Source organism: Mycoplasma sp. ATU-Cv-508 (genome assembly GCF_004011945.1).
In the GTDB taxonomy this organism is placed as follows: Bacteria; Bacillota_I; Bacilli_A; order Mycoplasmatales; family Metamycoplasmataceae; genus RYZV01.
The window spans coordinates 479,809-494,291 of record NZ_RYZU01000001.1; the positions used below are offsets into that span (position 1 = coordinate 479,809).

A 14,483-nucleotide genomic window follows, 5' to 3' on the forward strand; every position below is an offset into this window, starting at 1 on the left:
TTTTCCCGACGCTTTACCAATATAAAACGGGGATATAAAATGGAAATATACCGGATTGGTAAAGTTGTAGCTGTCGGCAATTTACACATTGTTTTAGAATCGCGTTACAGCGGAGAAATAATCTACGTTGCCGATGGCAGCAAATTTACTCGCCACAAAATTCAAAAAGTTTACATTTATCGCTGCCGTAACGATTACCAGGACACGCTTTACGGTTTTAGCGATTTTCGGGAACGAAGTTTGTTTGAAGATTTAATCGCTATTTCGGGCATTGGACCCAAAAGCGCCCTGAACCTTCTTCGATCAGGTGTTGAGTGACTAATTAAATGCATCGTTGAGGATAGGCTGAGTCTTTTGGTTGAAAAACCGGGCATCGGTATTAAGACCGCCCGGCAAATTATTTTGGGTCTTAGAGATAAGTACGCTAACTTTGGTCAAAAAAAGTCGGTGTTCACCGAGGTCAGCAAACTCAAAGCCGCTCTTTTGTCGCTTGGCTTTAACCAAAGTCAAATTGATAAAGCGAGCGAAAAAGTTGAGAAAAGTGATTCACTGGATAAAATGGTAGAAAGCGCGATCAAAATAATTGCCCGTGAAAAATTTGCATAGACCAACGCGTTTTGACGGTTTTGTCGGCCAGGCTGAAATTAAAACCACTCTCAAAACAATGGTTAGCGCGGCCAAACTCCGTCAACAGGCGCTAGATCACATTCTTTTTAACGCTCATCAGGGGCAAGGCAAAACGACTTTAGCGACTATTTTGGCCCACGAAACTAAAAGACCAATTCGTTATAGTCAGGGAGCAATGCTGCGCGAAAAGTCTGAGTTATTGCTTCTTTTGAGCGGACTGAGCGATCAACAACTGGTTTTTATCGATGAAATTCACAGTCTTAACTCTAAACTGTCGGAAATTCTTTACATTGCCATGGAAGACAGGTTAATCGATGTAGTTCTCGGCCACGGCAGCGAGCAGAAAATTATTCGGCTAGAGTTGCCGCCTTTCACGCTGATCGGAGCTACGACAAAAATCGAGCAAATTCCCTTGCCTTTCCAAAATCGCTTCGGCTTAATCGCCCAGTTTAAACCTTATTCGCTCGAGGATATGATGGAAATCATTCGTCAAAATGCCCAACAATTAAAGTTGACTTTACCGAGCAAAGTCATGCGTCTTGTCGTGGATTATGCTGATCAAAATCCGCGGATTGCAATTAACATTTTGCGTCGTTTAGCTGATTTTATCGAAGTTGAAAAACCAACTTTAATTAACCCAGCATTTGTTAAAAAAGTTCTTTCGTCAATCGGTCTCCACTTAGGAGGTGTTAACCCGATTCAAATTACCTATCTCAAAGTTTTAGCCAGCTTCCCTCACCAGACATGAATATCATTGGCGACAATCGCCAAACTAGTTAATCAGAGCCCCGTTTACGTGGTTAGTCAGTTAGAGCCTCTTTTGCTCGGACACAAACTAATTGTTAAATCAACGCGTGGTCGGCAAATTAGCGAGCTCGGCCGAAAATACTTAAGCGAACCCCACTAAAAGCTCGCTGATACTTTCCTATATAATTACTTAACATTATGAACAGGTTGAAAAAATGACTGACGCTGACGCGTTGAAAAAGAATTTTTTTGGCGACCTTAATTAGCATTTTGAGTCTTTCGGCGATTGTTTTCGGGAGCATTTTTTACTTAGTCCCGCGCATTAAACCTGGCTCAGACCTCGCTCAGCGTGCCCAGTACGTTTTGCGAGTTAACAACGAAAAAAGTTTTACCAACCGCGCCGAAAAAGAGGACTTTGCCGCTCAAGTAGCGCGTGAAATTCGCGACCGAGTTGACGGGCTAGGTACGATCGGTGTCACTACCACTCCGGAAGTTAACGACAATGGGGTTTTTGTAAGGGTGGAGTACCCTGGCATTGACGACCCGGTCAAGGCTAATTCCATCCAAGAGGTTTTAACCGCTCGCCCTCACCTTATTTTCACTGACTACTACGGCAACACGCTTTTTAACCGAAACGGAGGTTTTAACCAGGAACTTTCTGGCGATCCTTCCAAAGCTTTGATTACACCCGAAGAGATGCTCTGACGCCAAGAGAGTTACGTTGACGTAGCTATTAACGGCGCCAAACCCGTTTACGATACTAAACCAAAACTCAAAGTCGCTTGGGCTACCAAAGAAGCTAAATCGCTTGAACTAGAGCGTCTCTTTACGTTAGCAGATTGCCCGAGGACAAAAGAGTCATTTTGGCATGAATTGACATTGATAAATACATTCAACTAGCCAAATCCAACTGACCCGAGGCTTGAAAAAAGCCGGCGGCAACCCCTACCTATTTTCATTTGTGGACGAAGAACCGGTTGATAAAAATAAAAAACCCAACATTTTTAAACGCTACCAAATTGACGTTAAAAACCACTTGATCTCCACGATTAAAGTTGATCCTCAACGCCCGCTTTTTGGCGACATCATTTTGGAGGATGATTCTTTTAGTCCCGAACGCGTTCAGTACTTGGCTCAACAAATTAACTTCGGGGCTAATAATTACAGTCTGACGCCAATTGTGACCGTTTTTTTTGCCACCTGCCAACGGTCCTAACGGATTTTTACACGCCAGCATCGCTATCGGCGTTATTTTGGCTCTCCTAGTGTTTTTCTTAGTGTTTAACTACGGAATTCTCGGTCTTATTTCAACTTTGTCTTTTGGTCTCTTCACCTTCTTGGCTTTAACGCTTTTCATAGTTTTTGGCGGGATATTTTCGGTTCTGGCGCTAGCTGGTTTTTTTAGTTCTAATTCTCTTTACCGACATTTGCATCTTAACTTTTGAGCGTCTCAAACGGGAACTTTACCAAGGCAGCACGCTGGACAAAGCTTTGCAAAACGCTAACAGACAAAGCCGAAAAGTTATTTTTGATAGCAAAATACCGCTGCTTTTAATTGGCGTGATTTTCTTCTACTTAAGTTCAATTTTCATGCGGGGACTTTCGCTCAGTTTGATTTTGGGCACCGTTCTCAGTTTGCTAGTAACTTTCTTAGTTAACCGCGTGCTCATCAACTTAATTTTGCGCTCCGGTCTAGTGAGCGAGAAAACAAAACTCTTTGGCTTAAGGCCAACTTGGGACGCTGGCTTTTCAAAACTAGTCAACAAAGTTAACTATCCTCGTTTTGGCCGCCGCTTTTGGTTAATTACTCTAGTTACTTTGGCGGCTTGTGCGGTGGTGTTTACGATTTTGCCGGTTTATCGCTATCTTTCTGGGGTGGTTTTAACTTAGACACCAGTTTTGCCCGGCAAGATTTGATTCAAATCAAAGGCGCGACTGGTTCAATTGGAGCTGGCGATTTAGCGGAGTTAAAAACCATTTTGGCTCGTTTTGGCGTTGACCTGAACTCGGTGGATTATTTGACTAACGATGCTAACCCTAACTTAGTTGAACTAGTCACGATCCGCACTTTAAAAGGCGTTGACACAGAGGGTCTAAGTCAAGCGTTAACTATGGACAAATTTAAATTTTACTTCTTTGAAACAGTCACTTCTAACGCGTTTGACTACGGAAGCAGTTTTGCCATTGCAATTTCAGTCACTTTAGTCGTTTTGTTTGTTTACTTACTAATTCGTTTCAAGTGAACTATCGCGCTTTCTTTTGTGCTAATGCTTGGTTTTGACTTAATCGTTTTGACCGCGTTAGTGGCGCTTTTCCGCGTGCCGATTAACCAATATTTCCTAGGCGGATTATTTGTCGTGTTTTGTTTGACTGTCAACGAAAAAGCGGTTCTTTTTGACAAAGTGCGCGAAAAAATGCAAATTCACGTCGGGCACCTTGAGCAAAAACAAACCGTTGCCTTAGTGGCTAACGCTCTCAGAGACACTTTAAAACGCTCTTGATTGGTGCTTGGGTTTGAAATTTTAAGTTTGGTAATTCTAATGGCAGCAGTTAATGCAGTGCCGCTCAGTTACTCTTTAACTCTTTTAATTGGTCTTCTGTGGTGCCACGGATCAACCAACTTGTTAGCCGTCGGTCTTTGGTCAAGACTAGAAATTATTCGCCAGAAAGGTATTAACCGACGAATAAGAACCAAGTATTGGGATGTTAATCAGCTAGAAGAACAGCAATTTGTCGGCATTAACAATTACAATCCATAGTAGGAACAAAAGATGTTTGCAAGTCGACCAAGGGGTACCCGTGATTTTTACGGCCCCGAGCAATTAGTAAAAAAAACCGTTGAGCAAAGACTTGCTCAATTAGCCGAGCAGCACGGTTTTTCACAAATAGAAACGCCGATTTTTGAGCACGCCCAAGTTTTCACTAAATCAATTGGTTTAGGCACCGACATAGTCGGCAAAGAAATGTACCAGTTTAATGACCGTAAAAACCGTCCGATGGTACTAAGACCCGAGGCGACAGCTAGCGTTGTGCGTGCTTGGGTCGAGGAAAAACTCCACCTTAAATCCGACTACCATCGTCTTTACTACTCGGGTCCGATGTTTCGTTACGAAAATCCTCAGCGCGGTCGCTACCGTCAATTTCACCAGTTTGGCGTGGAATATTTATCACCCAAAGATCCGTGCGCCGATTTAGAAATTATTTTGCTTGCGCAAGCCATCGTAAAACGTTTTGGTTTAAAAACTAAGTTGGTGATTAATTCGCTGGGTGACGCTAAGTCACGCCAAAATTACGTCAAAACTTTGCGCGCCTATTTCCAAAAAAAATCGTCTCAGTTTAAACGAGCATTCACAACGAAGGATTGACCTTAATGTTTTACGAATTTTAGACGATAAAACCGAGCGAAGGAAAAAAGTGGTGCAGATGGCGCCTCGGATCGGTGATTTTTACACTCCGGATGCTAAAAATTACTGAGATCAGTTTTGCCAGTTGCTTGACCAGTTAGACATCAAATACGAAGTTGACCCTTACCTAGTTCGTGGTCTTGACTACTATAACGACATTATTTTTGAGTATTTGCCCGCGAGCGGTTCCCAGGGTAGCCAAGACACAATAATTGCTGGCGGTCGCTACGACAACTTGCTCGCTCAAGCGGGTGGCCCCGACCAATCAAGCGTTGGTTTTAGTTTAGGCATCGAACGCTTGATGGCCTGCCTACCTGCTAGCGTTAGAGAGTCAATTAGTCCAAAGCGGGCTCTTCACGTGGTTAACTTTAGTTCTGCCGGGTGCGCTTATGGTTTAAAAATTAGCGATCAAATTCGCGCACAGGGTTATAAAGTTGAACTATGAAGCGGTCAGGCCAAACTGTCTAAAACGCTCGGTAAAATTGCCAAAAAAAAATCCCCTAGCGATTATCATAATTGGTAATCAAGAAGTGGAGACAAACACGTATCTTCTCAAGGCTAGTTTTGAGCAAAAAAGTTTTAACCAAGCCCAGTTACTTGAGCAGTTAGAAATTCACTTTAAAGATTATAGGCACTCCCATGAAACAAATTAACAACGCTCAACTCTCTTTAAAAAATGTGCACCAAAATGTTGTGCTGCAAGGTTTTGTCGCTCAAAAGCGTAATTTTGGTCGGATCACTTTCGTAGATTTGCGCGACAATCGGGGATTGTTCAGTGCGTTTTTCAAAAAGACCAGGCTGATTTTAGTAAGGAAAGCGTTTTGGAAGTTAGCGGGAAAGTTGTCGCTCGCAAGACGCCCAACCCTCGCCTTTCCACTGGGCAAATTGAAGTTGAAGTTCAAACCGTCCGCGTTCTTTCCCGAGCTAAGAATTTACCATTTGTGGTTGATACTCATTTGAGCGCCAAAGTTGACACCAAGCTTAAACACCGCTACCTTGATTTGCGTCGCTCCGAAATGCAAAGCAAACTGATGTTTCGCCACCGACTAATCAAAAATTTCCGTGACTACTTAGATGCTCAAGATTTTGTGGAAATTGAAACTCCTTACTTGGCTAAGTCTACGCCCGAGGGTGCTCGGGATTTTCTGGTGCCTTCACGCTACCGCGGCAAGTTTTTTGCCTTGCCCCAATCTCCCCAACTTTACAAGCAGCTTTTGATGGCGAGCGGATTTGACCGTTATTACCAAGTGGCACGGGTTTTTCGTGATGAAGATAACCGCAAAGATCGCCAGCCGGAATTTACCCAGCTAGATTTAGAGACAACTTACGCTAGTCAAAAAAGTTTAAAACAGTTGGTTGAAAAAATGCTTGTTGAGAGTTTGGCCAAATTAGGCCTAGCGGTTAAAATTCCTTTTCCCACGCTTGATTACCGGAAAAGCATGGACCTTTATGGCACCGATCGACCCGATTGCCGGTTTGGTTTACATCTTAATGATTTAAGCGATTTTTTTCATGGTGATAAAAATTTCAAACTAGACGCTCAGGCAAGCGTTAAGTCGCTCAATTTGGAGCAGTCAATTGAGCCGTCAGTGGAAAAAATGGTCCGCGAAATCGCTCAAAAAAACCGCGCCGAAAAAATTTGATTTGTTAACGCCAAAAATGCCGAAAAACTGCCCTGAATGCAAAAATTACTAACTCAGCTTGGTCCCAAGGTTCAGACCTGTTTGGTTGTGGTTGGATCGCCAGATGACACTAACCAAGCTCTAGGGGCAATCCGTAATTATTTGGCTGAGAAGTTTGAACTTTTTGATCCTAAAAAACTTTACTTTCTCTGGGTAGAAAAGTTTCCGCTCTTTGAGCGCGAACTTAACACTTCGCGTTGAACTAGTCTTCACCACCCTTTTACGATGCCAACCCAGCCCCAAAAGTTGCTTGAGTTCTCTGCCAAAGATAACCTGGGCGAACTAGAAGGCCAAACTTTTGACTTAGTTTTAAACGGCTACGAAGTGGGCGGAGGTTCGATTAGGATTCACGAATTAGAACTACAGAAAAAAGTCTTTCAACTGCTCGGCCTTAGTTCCGAAGTTGTTAGTGAAAAATTTGGCTTTTTCTTAGAAGCGTTTGAATACGGACTTCCTCCCCACGGAGTATCGCACTGGGAATTGACCGTCTGGCGATGATTTTAACTGGCAGCGATTCAATTAGAGACGTGATTGCCTTTCCAAAAAACGCGACTGGGCACGCCGTGATGGAAAATGCCCCGAACGAAATTGCCGATCAACAACTTGAAGAGTACCATCTTAATTTAAAACCTGCTGTTGAGAAAAGGAGTTAAGGTTATGAAGCAAAAAGTGATTCAGGCGCTTGAAACTGCCGCTGAGCAGTTAGGTTATTTTGAAAATGTTGAGCTAACTCCTAGTCGTGGCCGGAGCGATTTTGCCACTAATTTAGCGATGAAAGTTGCCAAAAAAATTAACGCTAATCCGCTGGAAGTTGCTGAGCAAATAATTGCTAACTTGAGCGCGAGTTTTATCGCTCGCGCCGAAGTAGCCACGCCCGGTTTTATTAACCTTTACCTTAACCCCAACAGCTTGGCTTTACAAATTCAGCAAGTCTTAGAGCAAGGAGCAAACTACGGCCGCGGGAAGCAGTCCCACTACATTAACGTGGAGTATGTTTCGGTCAACCCGACGGGCTACCTTCACGTTGGTCACGCGCGTAACGCGGCGCTTGGCGCAACGCTGAGCAACGTATTAAATTTGCCGGCAACCGAGTAGACCAGGAATATTACGTTAACAACGTCGGAGTTCAAATGAAAGTTTTGGCCGAATCGCTCTATGTGCGCTATTTACAAGCTTTGTCTAAACCTGCTGAATTACCCGAAGAGGCTTACCGGGGACCAGAAATTATTGATTTGGCTAGTCAAATAGTGAAAGATTCTGGTGCCAAGTACCTTGAATTACCGGCTCAGAAAGTTAAGCAAGAGTTTGCAAAAATTGCTGAAAATTTTATGATTGAAAAAATTAAACAGCACCTAGCACTAATTGGCGTCAAAATGGATACCTATTATTACGAGCAAGATCTTTACGATCATAAGCTAGTCATTCCGGCCCTTGAAAGCATGCCCGACACTTACCGCAAAGACGGGGCTTTATGGCTCAAAACTACCAAGTTTGGCGACGACAAGGACCGCGTTTTAATTAAAAGCGACGGCAGTTTTACTTACTTTGCTTCCGACATTGCTTACCACAGCGTCAAATTAAAACGTGGTTATGATGAGTTAATTGACGTTTGAGGTGGCGATCACATCGGTTATGTTAAGCGGGTAAAATCAGTTTAGCTCAGCTTGGCTTGCCAGCTGACAAACTTGACATCATCATTATCCAAATGGTTCGTCTGATCCAAGATGGTAAAGAACTGAAAATGTCTAAGCGCAAGGGAGTGGCTTTTACGCTTGAAGAACTTGTCAAAACAATTGGTCAAGACGCTGCGCGGTTTTACTTAATTAGTCGCGCCAACACCACCCAAGTTGACATTAACTTAGACCTAGTCACCAGCGCTAACTCTGACAACTTAGTTTACATGGTTCAATACAGTCATGCTCGAGCACGTCAACTGCTAGTTAAATCTAGTCAAAAACCACGGATTGGCGTTTATTTAGAGGGCAAAGAGAACCAGTTAGTTAACTTAATTAGCGAGTTCCCCGAATTAATTGAGACGATTGCTAAAACCCATAAAGTTCATCTTTTGCCGCAGTACTTAGTTAGTTTGGCTCGGCTGTTTAACCAGTTTTACAGCGAAACGCGCATCATCAGTTCTGAGCGTGAAAGCGAACTTTTAGCGCTAGTCAAAGCTGTCAAACAAGTTTTGGCAACCGGACTGACTTTGATTGGCGTGTCAGCTCCGGACCAGATGTAAAACTTTGGTAAAATTGGGTGAGCATGGACAAAGTGGTCATTGAAGTTCAAAACATTACTAAAATTTACAAGCAAAAAATCGCTAATGACGACATTTCCTTTTGTGGTCCGCAAGGGCGAAAGAGTCGGGGTAATTGGTCAAAACGGAGCTGGCAAAACCACTTTGGTTGAACAAATTGTCGGAATCACTAAACCTAGCAAAGGCAAAATTATTTACCACTTTCCTTACAAACGTACTCCGCAGGAAAAAATGGGCATTCAATTCCAAGACTCATCTTACCCCGAAGGCCTGACTGTTAAAGATGTCATTAATTTTCAACTTGATATTTACGGTTCAACCATTTCGCGTCGGGAACTGCTGAACATGCTTCACATTTTTCAAGTTGACGAGTTTTACCACAAAAAAGCGAAGGGGCTTTCAGGCGGTCAATTGCAGAAAATTAACGTTTTGCTGGCGGTGATTCACAACCCGGAAGTGGTAGTTTTAGACGAAATTTCAACTGGTTTAGACATTTCTGCTCGCGAAGAGATACTTAACTACGTAGAAAAATACTTGGTTGAAAAGAAAATGACCACGTTTTTAATTTCACACAACATGTCAGAAATTGAACGTCTGTGCCGACGTGTTATTTTGCTTGATGACGGAAAAATCCATTATGATGGACCTTTGTCAGACATTCTTAAGCAGCACGGTTCGTTAGGTGCTTACGTAGTTAAGTTTTTACAATCAAGAAAAAAGGCCAAAGAATTACTTTTAAGAAAAAAGCTCGCCTCCCTAAGTGATTCGCCCAAGAAAGGTGCTTAGTCGTGAAACCCGGCCCGATAGTTTTAGACGAAAAATTGACTAAAAACGACCATCCAAAGTTCCACTTTCTTAAACACGGACGCAGAGGCGGGAAAGTCGCGATTTTTCGTTTGCTTTTTAAGTACTACTACAAGTCTTTCTACGGACCCTTTTTAAACTTTATTTTTCCAATTTTGCTCTACACCATATTGTCGTCTTTCATGGAACCGCGTTTAGTCTTGCCGGGGATGATTTCCATGACGACTATGTCAATGGGAATCACCGGACTACCGCACTCAATTCTGGAACTGAAAACTTCGGTTATCTTAAAGAGAATTGGCGCGGCTCCCGTCAAAAAAGGTGATTTTACGAGCGCCACGATTTTGTTTTTTCTTTGCCAGTTAGTCATTTCAATGTTTGTGCTGATGGCTTTTGCTTACCTAAGACATTTGGATTGGGATTTGTTTAACGGTCTAACCGATCCCTATTCTGCGCTTGGTTTTATTTACGGCAACCTGCTGAACATTTTTCTCTCAATTGTGCTCGGTTTTCTAATCGCTTCCTTTTCGCGCACAACTAACCAAGCTAATGCGATTGGAATGCTAATCTATTTTTCCGGCTGCTTTTCTATCTGGTCAATTTATCGCGATGAACGTCTTAATTACTAAACCGATCATGAATTACATTTCGTACATTTTCCCTTTTCGTTACACCACGATGATCATTTCTGTCACTTTTAGTGGTCCGGAAATTTTTACCGGCAATCCCTTTATTTACGAAGATATCAAGATGGAAAAAGTCGGCTCACTTTTAAACATCATTCAGTGGCTTTTAGACAACAAAAAGATCACTAGCACCGGACTAGCCGAACTAACTTTTGGCGATTTAGTCACGTTAGCAATTCAAAACGGTTTCCAACCGATTCCCAACGCCGATGGTCAGTACGACTTTAAAATTTGAAATTTAGGTAAAGAGGTGATTTATCAAGCTTGGGAGACGATTATGGCTTACGCTTACATTTGGCCTTTGATTGTCGGCGCGCTTTACCTATCAATTCGTCGCTTCACTTGGAGTAACCGTGGTTAAAAAAGTCTTAAAAAGAGGTTAGTTTGCTTCACCACAACAAAAAATCAGTTTTTTTTCGGCAGTTATTTTGATTATCGCCACCACCATCGGGGCGGGAATTTTTTTCAAAAACAAAGAACTCAACGCCATGGCTCACGGCAGTTTAGTTTTAGTGCTCATCACTTGACTAGTGGCGGCGTTAGCGATTATTACGCTCGGCGGCGCGCTTTTAGAAGTGACCAGCGTTAAAAAAGCGACGGGTATTTTGGGTTGGACGCGCGTTTTTACCCACCCAATTTTTCACAAAGCTGCCGTTAATTACAACAAGTATTTTTTTATTCCGGTTTCGATTTTTGCCTTAGCCCTTTACGCTGCCTCAAGTTTGAATTTCATTAATAGTCCGCTCGTTAAAAATAGCTACTTCATTTGAGCTGTCGCGTTCGGGTTCTTTTTGTGATTTATGGTCGTTAACTTTTTTTCTCTGCGACTAGGCGAATACATGCAGTGGATCACGACCGCTGTCCAAATGGTTCCGTTAGTCTTGATACCCATTTTGGCACTCACCCAAGTTGGTAGTTCCGGGTCTGGACTAGTGGTAGACAAAGACATTGATCCGCCAGTTGGTCTTGGCGGGACAAGTCGTTGAATTGTGCTCATTGCTGGTCTGCCGGCCATTTGCTTTGCTTACGATGGTTTTTACACGGTCGGAGCGCTCAAACAAAATCTCAAAAACCCTCGGAAAGTGGCGGAGTTTTAATGTGGGGCCTAATCGCTATTACGTTCATTTACATGTTTTTATCAGTCGCTTTTAACTTGGGTTCACGTGATGGCACCCACCAAGGCATTGACATGCCACTCTGGTTAAGACATACTTTTGACATTTGCATTGGAGTGGGAATTTTGGGAATTGTAAACGGCTACGTGGTGGCTAGCCCCTACCAGTATCGTCAACTTAGTCAAGATAGCGATGGTTGGGACATTGTTAAGTTGTCCCGGGCAATGTTTGGTCGCTCCTACCAAAGTCTATCGGCTCGTCAGCAGTTTAAAGCGTCTTGATTTTACCTTTTAATTACGACCAGTCTTTTCTTTCTCGTTTTTGGTCTAGTTGGCATACTCGGTTACCAAGACCAGAGTAACTGACCCGCGTTAATTTACGGCGCCAGCGGTAAACTTTTTCAATTTGCCGATGTTTTGCTTAATTACTCCTCGCTTATAACGTTCATGATTTTGGCAACCATCGTCTTGGGTTGTCTAATCAACCGGAAAACAAAAACCGTTGAAGTGGAAAAACGTCGGTTTTTCGCTTTTTACGCTCTTTTTAGTTTGCTAGTTTTTTACGGCGGCGGTCTTTACATCGTGATCGCAGCGCTGGTAGATATGACCGGGTTTAACCAAGCTAGTACAATTTCGGGTCTGATTCAATTTTTAATTATTTTGTCGGTGTTAATCATGAGCACAATCCCGGCTGTAGTCAGTTTTTACCGCGGTAAAAATACTCGCGCACCGGTTAAGTTATCAGTCCTTTAATCGCTTAATTTGCTAAACTTTAACTTATGGAACCTAAAATTATTTTCGTGGCGGGAGGTTCTGCGTCGGGTAAAACTACTCTTTCGCAACAAATCATCGACCATTTTAACAATCGCGCTATTTTGTTAGCCCAAGATTCGTTTTACCGCGGTTCCAACAACAGCAACGTTAACTTTGATTTACCCAGTTCGATGGATTTTAAGTTAATGAGAAAGACGCTGATCGCTTTAAAAAAAGGTCAAAAAGTGCAAATCCCTGTTTACGATTTTGTCTCCCACAAAGCAACGGGAAAAACTTGACTGGAGCCGAAGGAAATCGTTATTTTTGAAGGTTTGTTCACTTTTTACGATCCAGAGTTAACTAAGTTAGCCGATTTTTAAAATTTTCGTTGATACGCCAGCCGATACGCGTTTAGCCCGTCGCATTATTCGTGACACCAAAGAAAGAGGTCGGAGTCTTGACAGTGTTATCCAGCGCTGAATTGCCCACGTTCAACCTTCGTACAAAAAGTTCATATCCCCAACTAAAAAAGATGCCGACGTGGTAATCCCCTGGGACAAAATTAAAGCCCGGTCCATCGAAGCACTTTTGATTACCATTAACCACATTGGCGACGATTACACTAAGTTATTTGCCAGCTAGGAGAGACAATGCCAACTATTTACGAAGTCGTTAAAGATTTATTAACCGAGCACAAAACGCTTAGTTTTCAAGAAATTTGATCCAGTTTGAAAAAAACCATGGCCGCAAAATGGTCTAAAAATCCCACCGACTTAAAAAGTGATGAGTTCGAGAAGAAAAAAATCGGCGAACTTTATTACATGCTAACTGTGGACGGCGATTTTGTTCGTCAAAACGAAAACCACTGGGGATTGACTAAACGTTTAAGTTACGAAGAAATTAAAAAAACTCGCATTCGTGTTCCCGAAAATAACGAATAACTAACTTAGGCAAGAGCTAAATGCCAATTTAGGAGGGTTGCTATAATTAAGTAAACCCACTTGGTTTCAAAGGACTTCCATGCCATTAGTTAGCGCCAAACACATTATTCAAAAAGCGGTTAAACACCACTACGCAGTTCCCCACATTAACATTAATAACTTAGAGTGAACTAAGGCCATTTTGGAAACGGCTCAAGAAATGCGTTCGCCAATTATTCTTGGCACTTCCGAGGGCGCGATTAAATACATGGGCGGATACCAAACGGTTTTTAATTTGGTCAGCGGTTTAGTGGAAGATTTGAGTATTAGTGTGCCGGTCGTTTTGCACCTTGACCACGGTTCGTATGAAGCGGCAAAGGTTGCTATTAGCATGGGCTGAACGTCAGTTATGTTTGACGGGTCAAACTTATCTTTTGAAGAAAATGTTCATTTATCAAAAGAGATAATTTCCTTGGCTCAACATAAAGACATTTCGGTGGAAGTTGAAGTTGGTTCAATCGGCGGAGAGGAAGACGGAGTAATTGGAACTGGCGAGTTAGCTGATCCAGAAGAGGTGGCCAAGATGGCCAGCATTGGCGCGGACATGATTGCAGCCGGAATCAACAATATCCACGGACGTTATCCAGCGATTGAAAGGGTTTAGATTTTAAAACGCTGGAACTGCTTAAGTCTCAAGCGGCTGGTAAGGCATTAGTTTTGCACGGCGGATCGGAAATACCTAATGACCAAATCAAAGCCGCAATTAAACTGGGCATTGCCAAAGTTAACGTCAACACCGAACTTCAAATCGCCAACGCGTTAGCGATTGAGCAGTTTGTGCAATCGGGTCAAATTAAAGTGGGGCGCAACTACGACCCTCGCAAGTTGCTCGCACCTGGCTACCAGGCAATTAAAAAAGTTGTGCGAGATAAAATTAATCTTTTTGGTTCCCAAAATAAAGCGTAAATACTGCCCCTTAGTTTTAATCTTGGCGGCTGGAACGCTAATATTTGGCGGCAGCTTTTTCAAAGTGGCAAGTTTTGAAAAAAGCAAGTTTCCAAATCCAAGTCGCTCAAGTGCTTGACGGAGACACTTTTTTAGACATCCAAGGACAAAGTTACCGAATTCACGCCGTTAACACGCCCGAGTTAAGCGCTAAAAATGCTCGTCAGCGTCAACTAGCCTACGCGGCTAAAGATTACTTAGAAAATTTAATTCATGGCCAAACGCTAACAATCAAGATTGAGACTAGTGACCAGTACCAGCGGGTAGTGGTTCGCGCTTTTTTCCAAAGTTTTGATTTAGCTTTTTTACTTTTGGAAGCTGGTTATGCCAAAGTTAGGTACATTAGTTTAAACTCTAAAAGTCGTTTTTACACTACTGACCACCGTTATTTTGCTCATCTTTTGGAGCGGCAACACCGAGCTTTTTTAGCAAAAAAAGGTGTTTGAAATACTCGTAAAATGTTAAAATGAGAGAACTAAACTGAGGA

General features: G+C 42.6%; 22 protein-coding genes and 1 pseudogene. All 23 read left to right on the plus strand.

What is annotated here, in order from left to right:
• The first annotated feature begins 39 nt into the window (after positions 1–39).
• The 23 genes and pseudogenes from ruvA (at position 40) to CSH31_RS02925 (ending at position 14,475) form a co-directional block, all read left to right on the plus strand.
• Positions 40–606, plus strand: a complete 567-nt coding sequence (ruvA, locus tag CSH31_RS02810; protein ID WP_128008766.1) for a Holliday junction branch migration protein RuvA — start codon at positions 40–42, stop codon at positions 604–606.
• The gene (ruvB, locus tag CSH31_RS02815) at positions 590–1,534 is read left to right on the plus strand and encodes a Holliday junction branch migration DNA helicase RuvB (RefSeq protein ID WP_161565697.1); all 945 of its coding nucleotides are present in this window, start codon (positions 590–592) and stop codon (positions 1,532–1,534) included. Before ruvA ends, ruvB begins: the two co-directional genes overlap by 17 nt.
• 38 nt (positions 1,535–1,572) lie before the next feature.
• A complete protein-coding gene (locus CSH31_RS02820) occupies positions 1,573–2,274 on the plus strand; it encodes a hypothetical protein (RefSeq protein ID WP_128008768.1) in 702 nt (233 codons plus the stop codon).
• Between the two features lie 22 nt (positions 2,275–2,296).
• Positions 2,297–2,590, plus strand: a complete 294-nt coding sequence (locus CSH31_RS02825; RefSeq protein ID WP_128008769.1) for a hypothetical protein — start codon at positions 2,297–2,299, stop codon at positions 2,588–2,590.
• The gene (locus CSH31_RS02830) at positions 2,568–2,879 is read left to right on the plus strand and encodes a hypothetical protein (protein WP_128008770.1); all 312 of its coding nucleotides are present in this window, start codon (positions 2,568–2,570) and stop codon (positions 2,877–2,879) included. Before CSH31_RS02825 ends, CSH31_RS02830 begins: the two co-directional genes overlap by 23 nt.
• A complete protein-coding gene (locus CSH31_RS02835; RefSeq protein WP_128008771.1) occupies positions 2,866–3,264 on the plus strand; it encodes a hypothetical protein in 399 nt (132 codons plus the stop codon). The genes CSH31_RS02830 and CSH31_RS02835 overlap by 14 nt, the downstream gene beginning before the upstream one ends.
• A complete protein-coding gene (locus CSH31_RS02840; protein ID WP_128008772.1) occupies positions 3,201–4,133 on the plus strand; it encodes a hypothetical protein in 933 nt (310 codons plus the stop codon). The genes CSH31_RS02835 and CSH31_RS02840 overlap by 64 nt, the downstream gene beginning before the upstream one ends.
• Positions 4,134–4,145: 12 nt before the next feature.
• The gene (locus CSH31_RS02845) at positions 4,146–4,745 is read left to right on the plus strand and encodes an ATP phosphoribosyltransferase regulatory subunit (RefSeq protein WP_128008773.1); all 600 of its coding nucleotides are present in this window, start codon (positions 4,146–4,148) and stop codon (positions 4,743–4,745) included.
• A 52-nt stretch (positions 4,746–4,797) separates the two neighbouring features.
• Positions 4,798–5,301: an ATP phosphoribosyltransferase regulatory subunit gene (locus CSH31_RS02850; RefSeq protein WP_128008774.1), complete on the plus strand. Its 504-nt coding sequence runs from the start codon at positions 4,798–4,800 to the stop codon at positions 5,299–5,301.
• Between the two features lie 298 nt (positions 5,302–5,599).
• The gene (aspS, locus tag CSH31_RS02855; protein ID WP_128008775.1) at positions 5,600–6,964 is read left to right on the plus strand and encodes an aspartate--tRNA ligase; all 1,365 of its coding nucleotides are present in this window, start codon (positions 5,600–5,602) and stop codon (positions 6,962–6,964) included.
• Positions 6,955–7,113, plus strand: coding sequence for a hypothetical protein (locus CSH31_RS02860; RefSeq protein WP_161565698.1), 159 nt, complete (start codon positions 6,955–6,957; stop codon positions 7,111–7,113). Before aspS ends, CSH31_RS02860 begins: the two co-directional genes overlap by 10 nt.
• Before the next feature lie 4 nt (positions 7,114–7,117).
• Entirely contained in the window at positions 7,118–7,555 is a 438-nt protein-coding gene (locus CSH31_RS02865; protein WP_128008777.1) for a hypothetical protein, read from the plus strand.
• 35 nt (positions 7,556–7,590) lie between these two features.
• Entirely contained in the window at positions 7,591–8,118 is a 528-nt protein-coding gene (locus CSH31_RS02870; protein WP_128008778.1) for a hypothetical protein, read from the plus strand.
• A gap of 11 nt (positions 8,119–8,129) precedes the next feature.
• Positions 8,130–8,696 carry a DALR anticodon-binding domain-containing protein gene (locus CSH31_RS02875; RefSeq protein ID WP_128008779.1) on the plus strand — a complete coding sequence of 189 codons (567 nt, stop codon included), beginning with the start codon at positions 8,130–8,132 and terminating at the stop codon, positions 8,694–8,696.
• Between the two features lie 84 nt (positions 8,697–8,780).
• Positions 8,781–9,500, plus strand: coding sequence for an ABC transporter ATP-binding protein (locus CSH31_RS02880; protein ID WP_128008780.1), 720 nt, complete (start codon positions 8,781–8,783; stop codon positions 9,498–9,500).
• 2 nt (positions 9,501–9,502) lie between these two features.
• Complete coding sequence (locus tag CSH31_RS02885; protein ID WP_161565699.1) at positions 9,503–10,147, plus strand: ABC transporter permease; 645 nt, start codon at positions 9,503–9,505, stop codon at positions 10,145–10,147.
• Positions 10,128–10,565: a hypothetical protein gene (locus CSH31_RS02890; protein WP_128008782.1), complete on the plus strand. Its 438-nt coding sequence runs from the start codon at positions 10,128–10,130 to the stop codon at positions 10,563–10,565. Before CSH31_RS02885 ends, CSH31_RS02890 begins: the two co-directional genes overlap by 20 nt.
• Before the next feature lie 127 nt (positions 10,566–10,692).
• Positions 10,693–11,301 (plus strand): amino acid permease, encoded by a 609-nt coding sequence (locus CSH31_RS05000; RefSeq protein ID WP_161565700.1) that lies wholly within the window; start codon positions 10,693–10,695, stop codon positions 11,299–11,301.
• Positions 11,301–12,071 (plus strand): amino acid permease, encoded by a 771-nt coding sequence (locus CSH31_RS05005; protein ID WP_128008784.1) that lies wholly within the window; start codon positions 11,301–11,303, stop codon positions 12,069–12,071. Before CSH31_RS05000 ends, CSH31_RS05005 begins: the two co-directional genes overlap by 1 nt.
• Positions 12,072–12,097: 26 nt before the next feature.
• Positions 12,098–12,451, plus strand: coding sequence for a zeta toxin family protein (locus CSH31_RS02905; protein ID WP_128008785.1), 354 nt, complete (start codon positions 12,098–12,100; stop codon positions 12,449–12,451).
• Positions 12,452–12,721: 270 nt separating this feature from the next.
• Positions 12,722–13,012, plus strand: a complete 291-nt coding sequence (locus tag CSH31_RS02915; protein ID WP_127942913.1) for a hypothetical protein — start codon at positions 12,722–12,724, stop codon at positions 13,010–13,012.
• A gap of 79 nt (positions 13,013–13,091) precedes the next feature.
• Positions 13,092–13,957 (plus strand): annotated as a pseudogene (fba, locus tag CSH31_RS02920) (class II fructose-1,6-bisphosphate aldolase).
• Positions 13,958–14,031: 74 nt separating this feature from the next.
• Entirely contained in the window at positions 14,032–14,475 is a 444-nt protein-coding gene (locus CSH31_RS02925; protein ID WP_161565701.1) for a thermonuclease family protein, read from the plus strand.
• Positions 14,476–14,483: the final 8 nt, after the last annotated feature.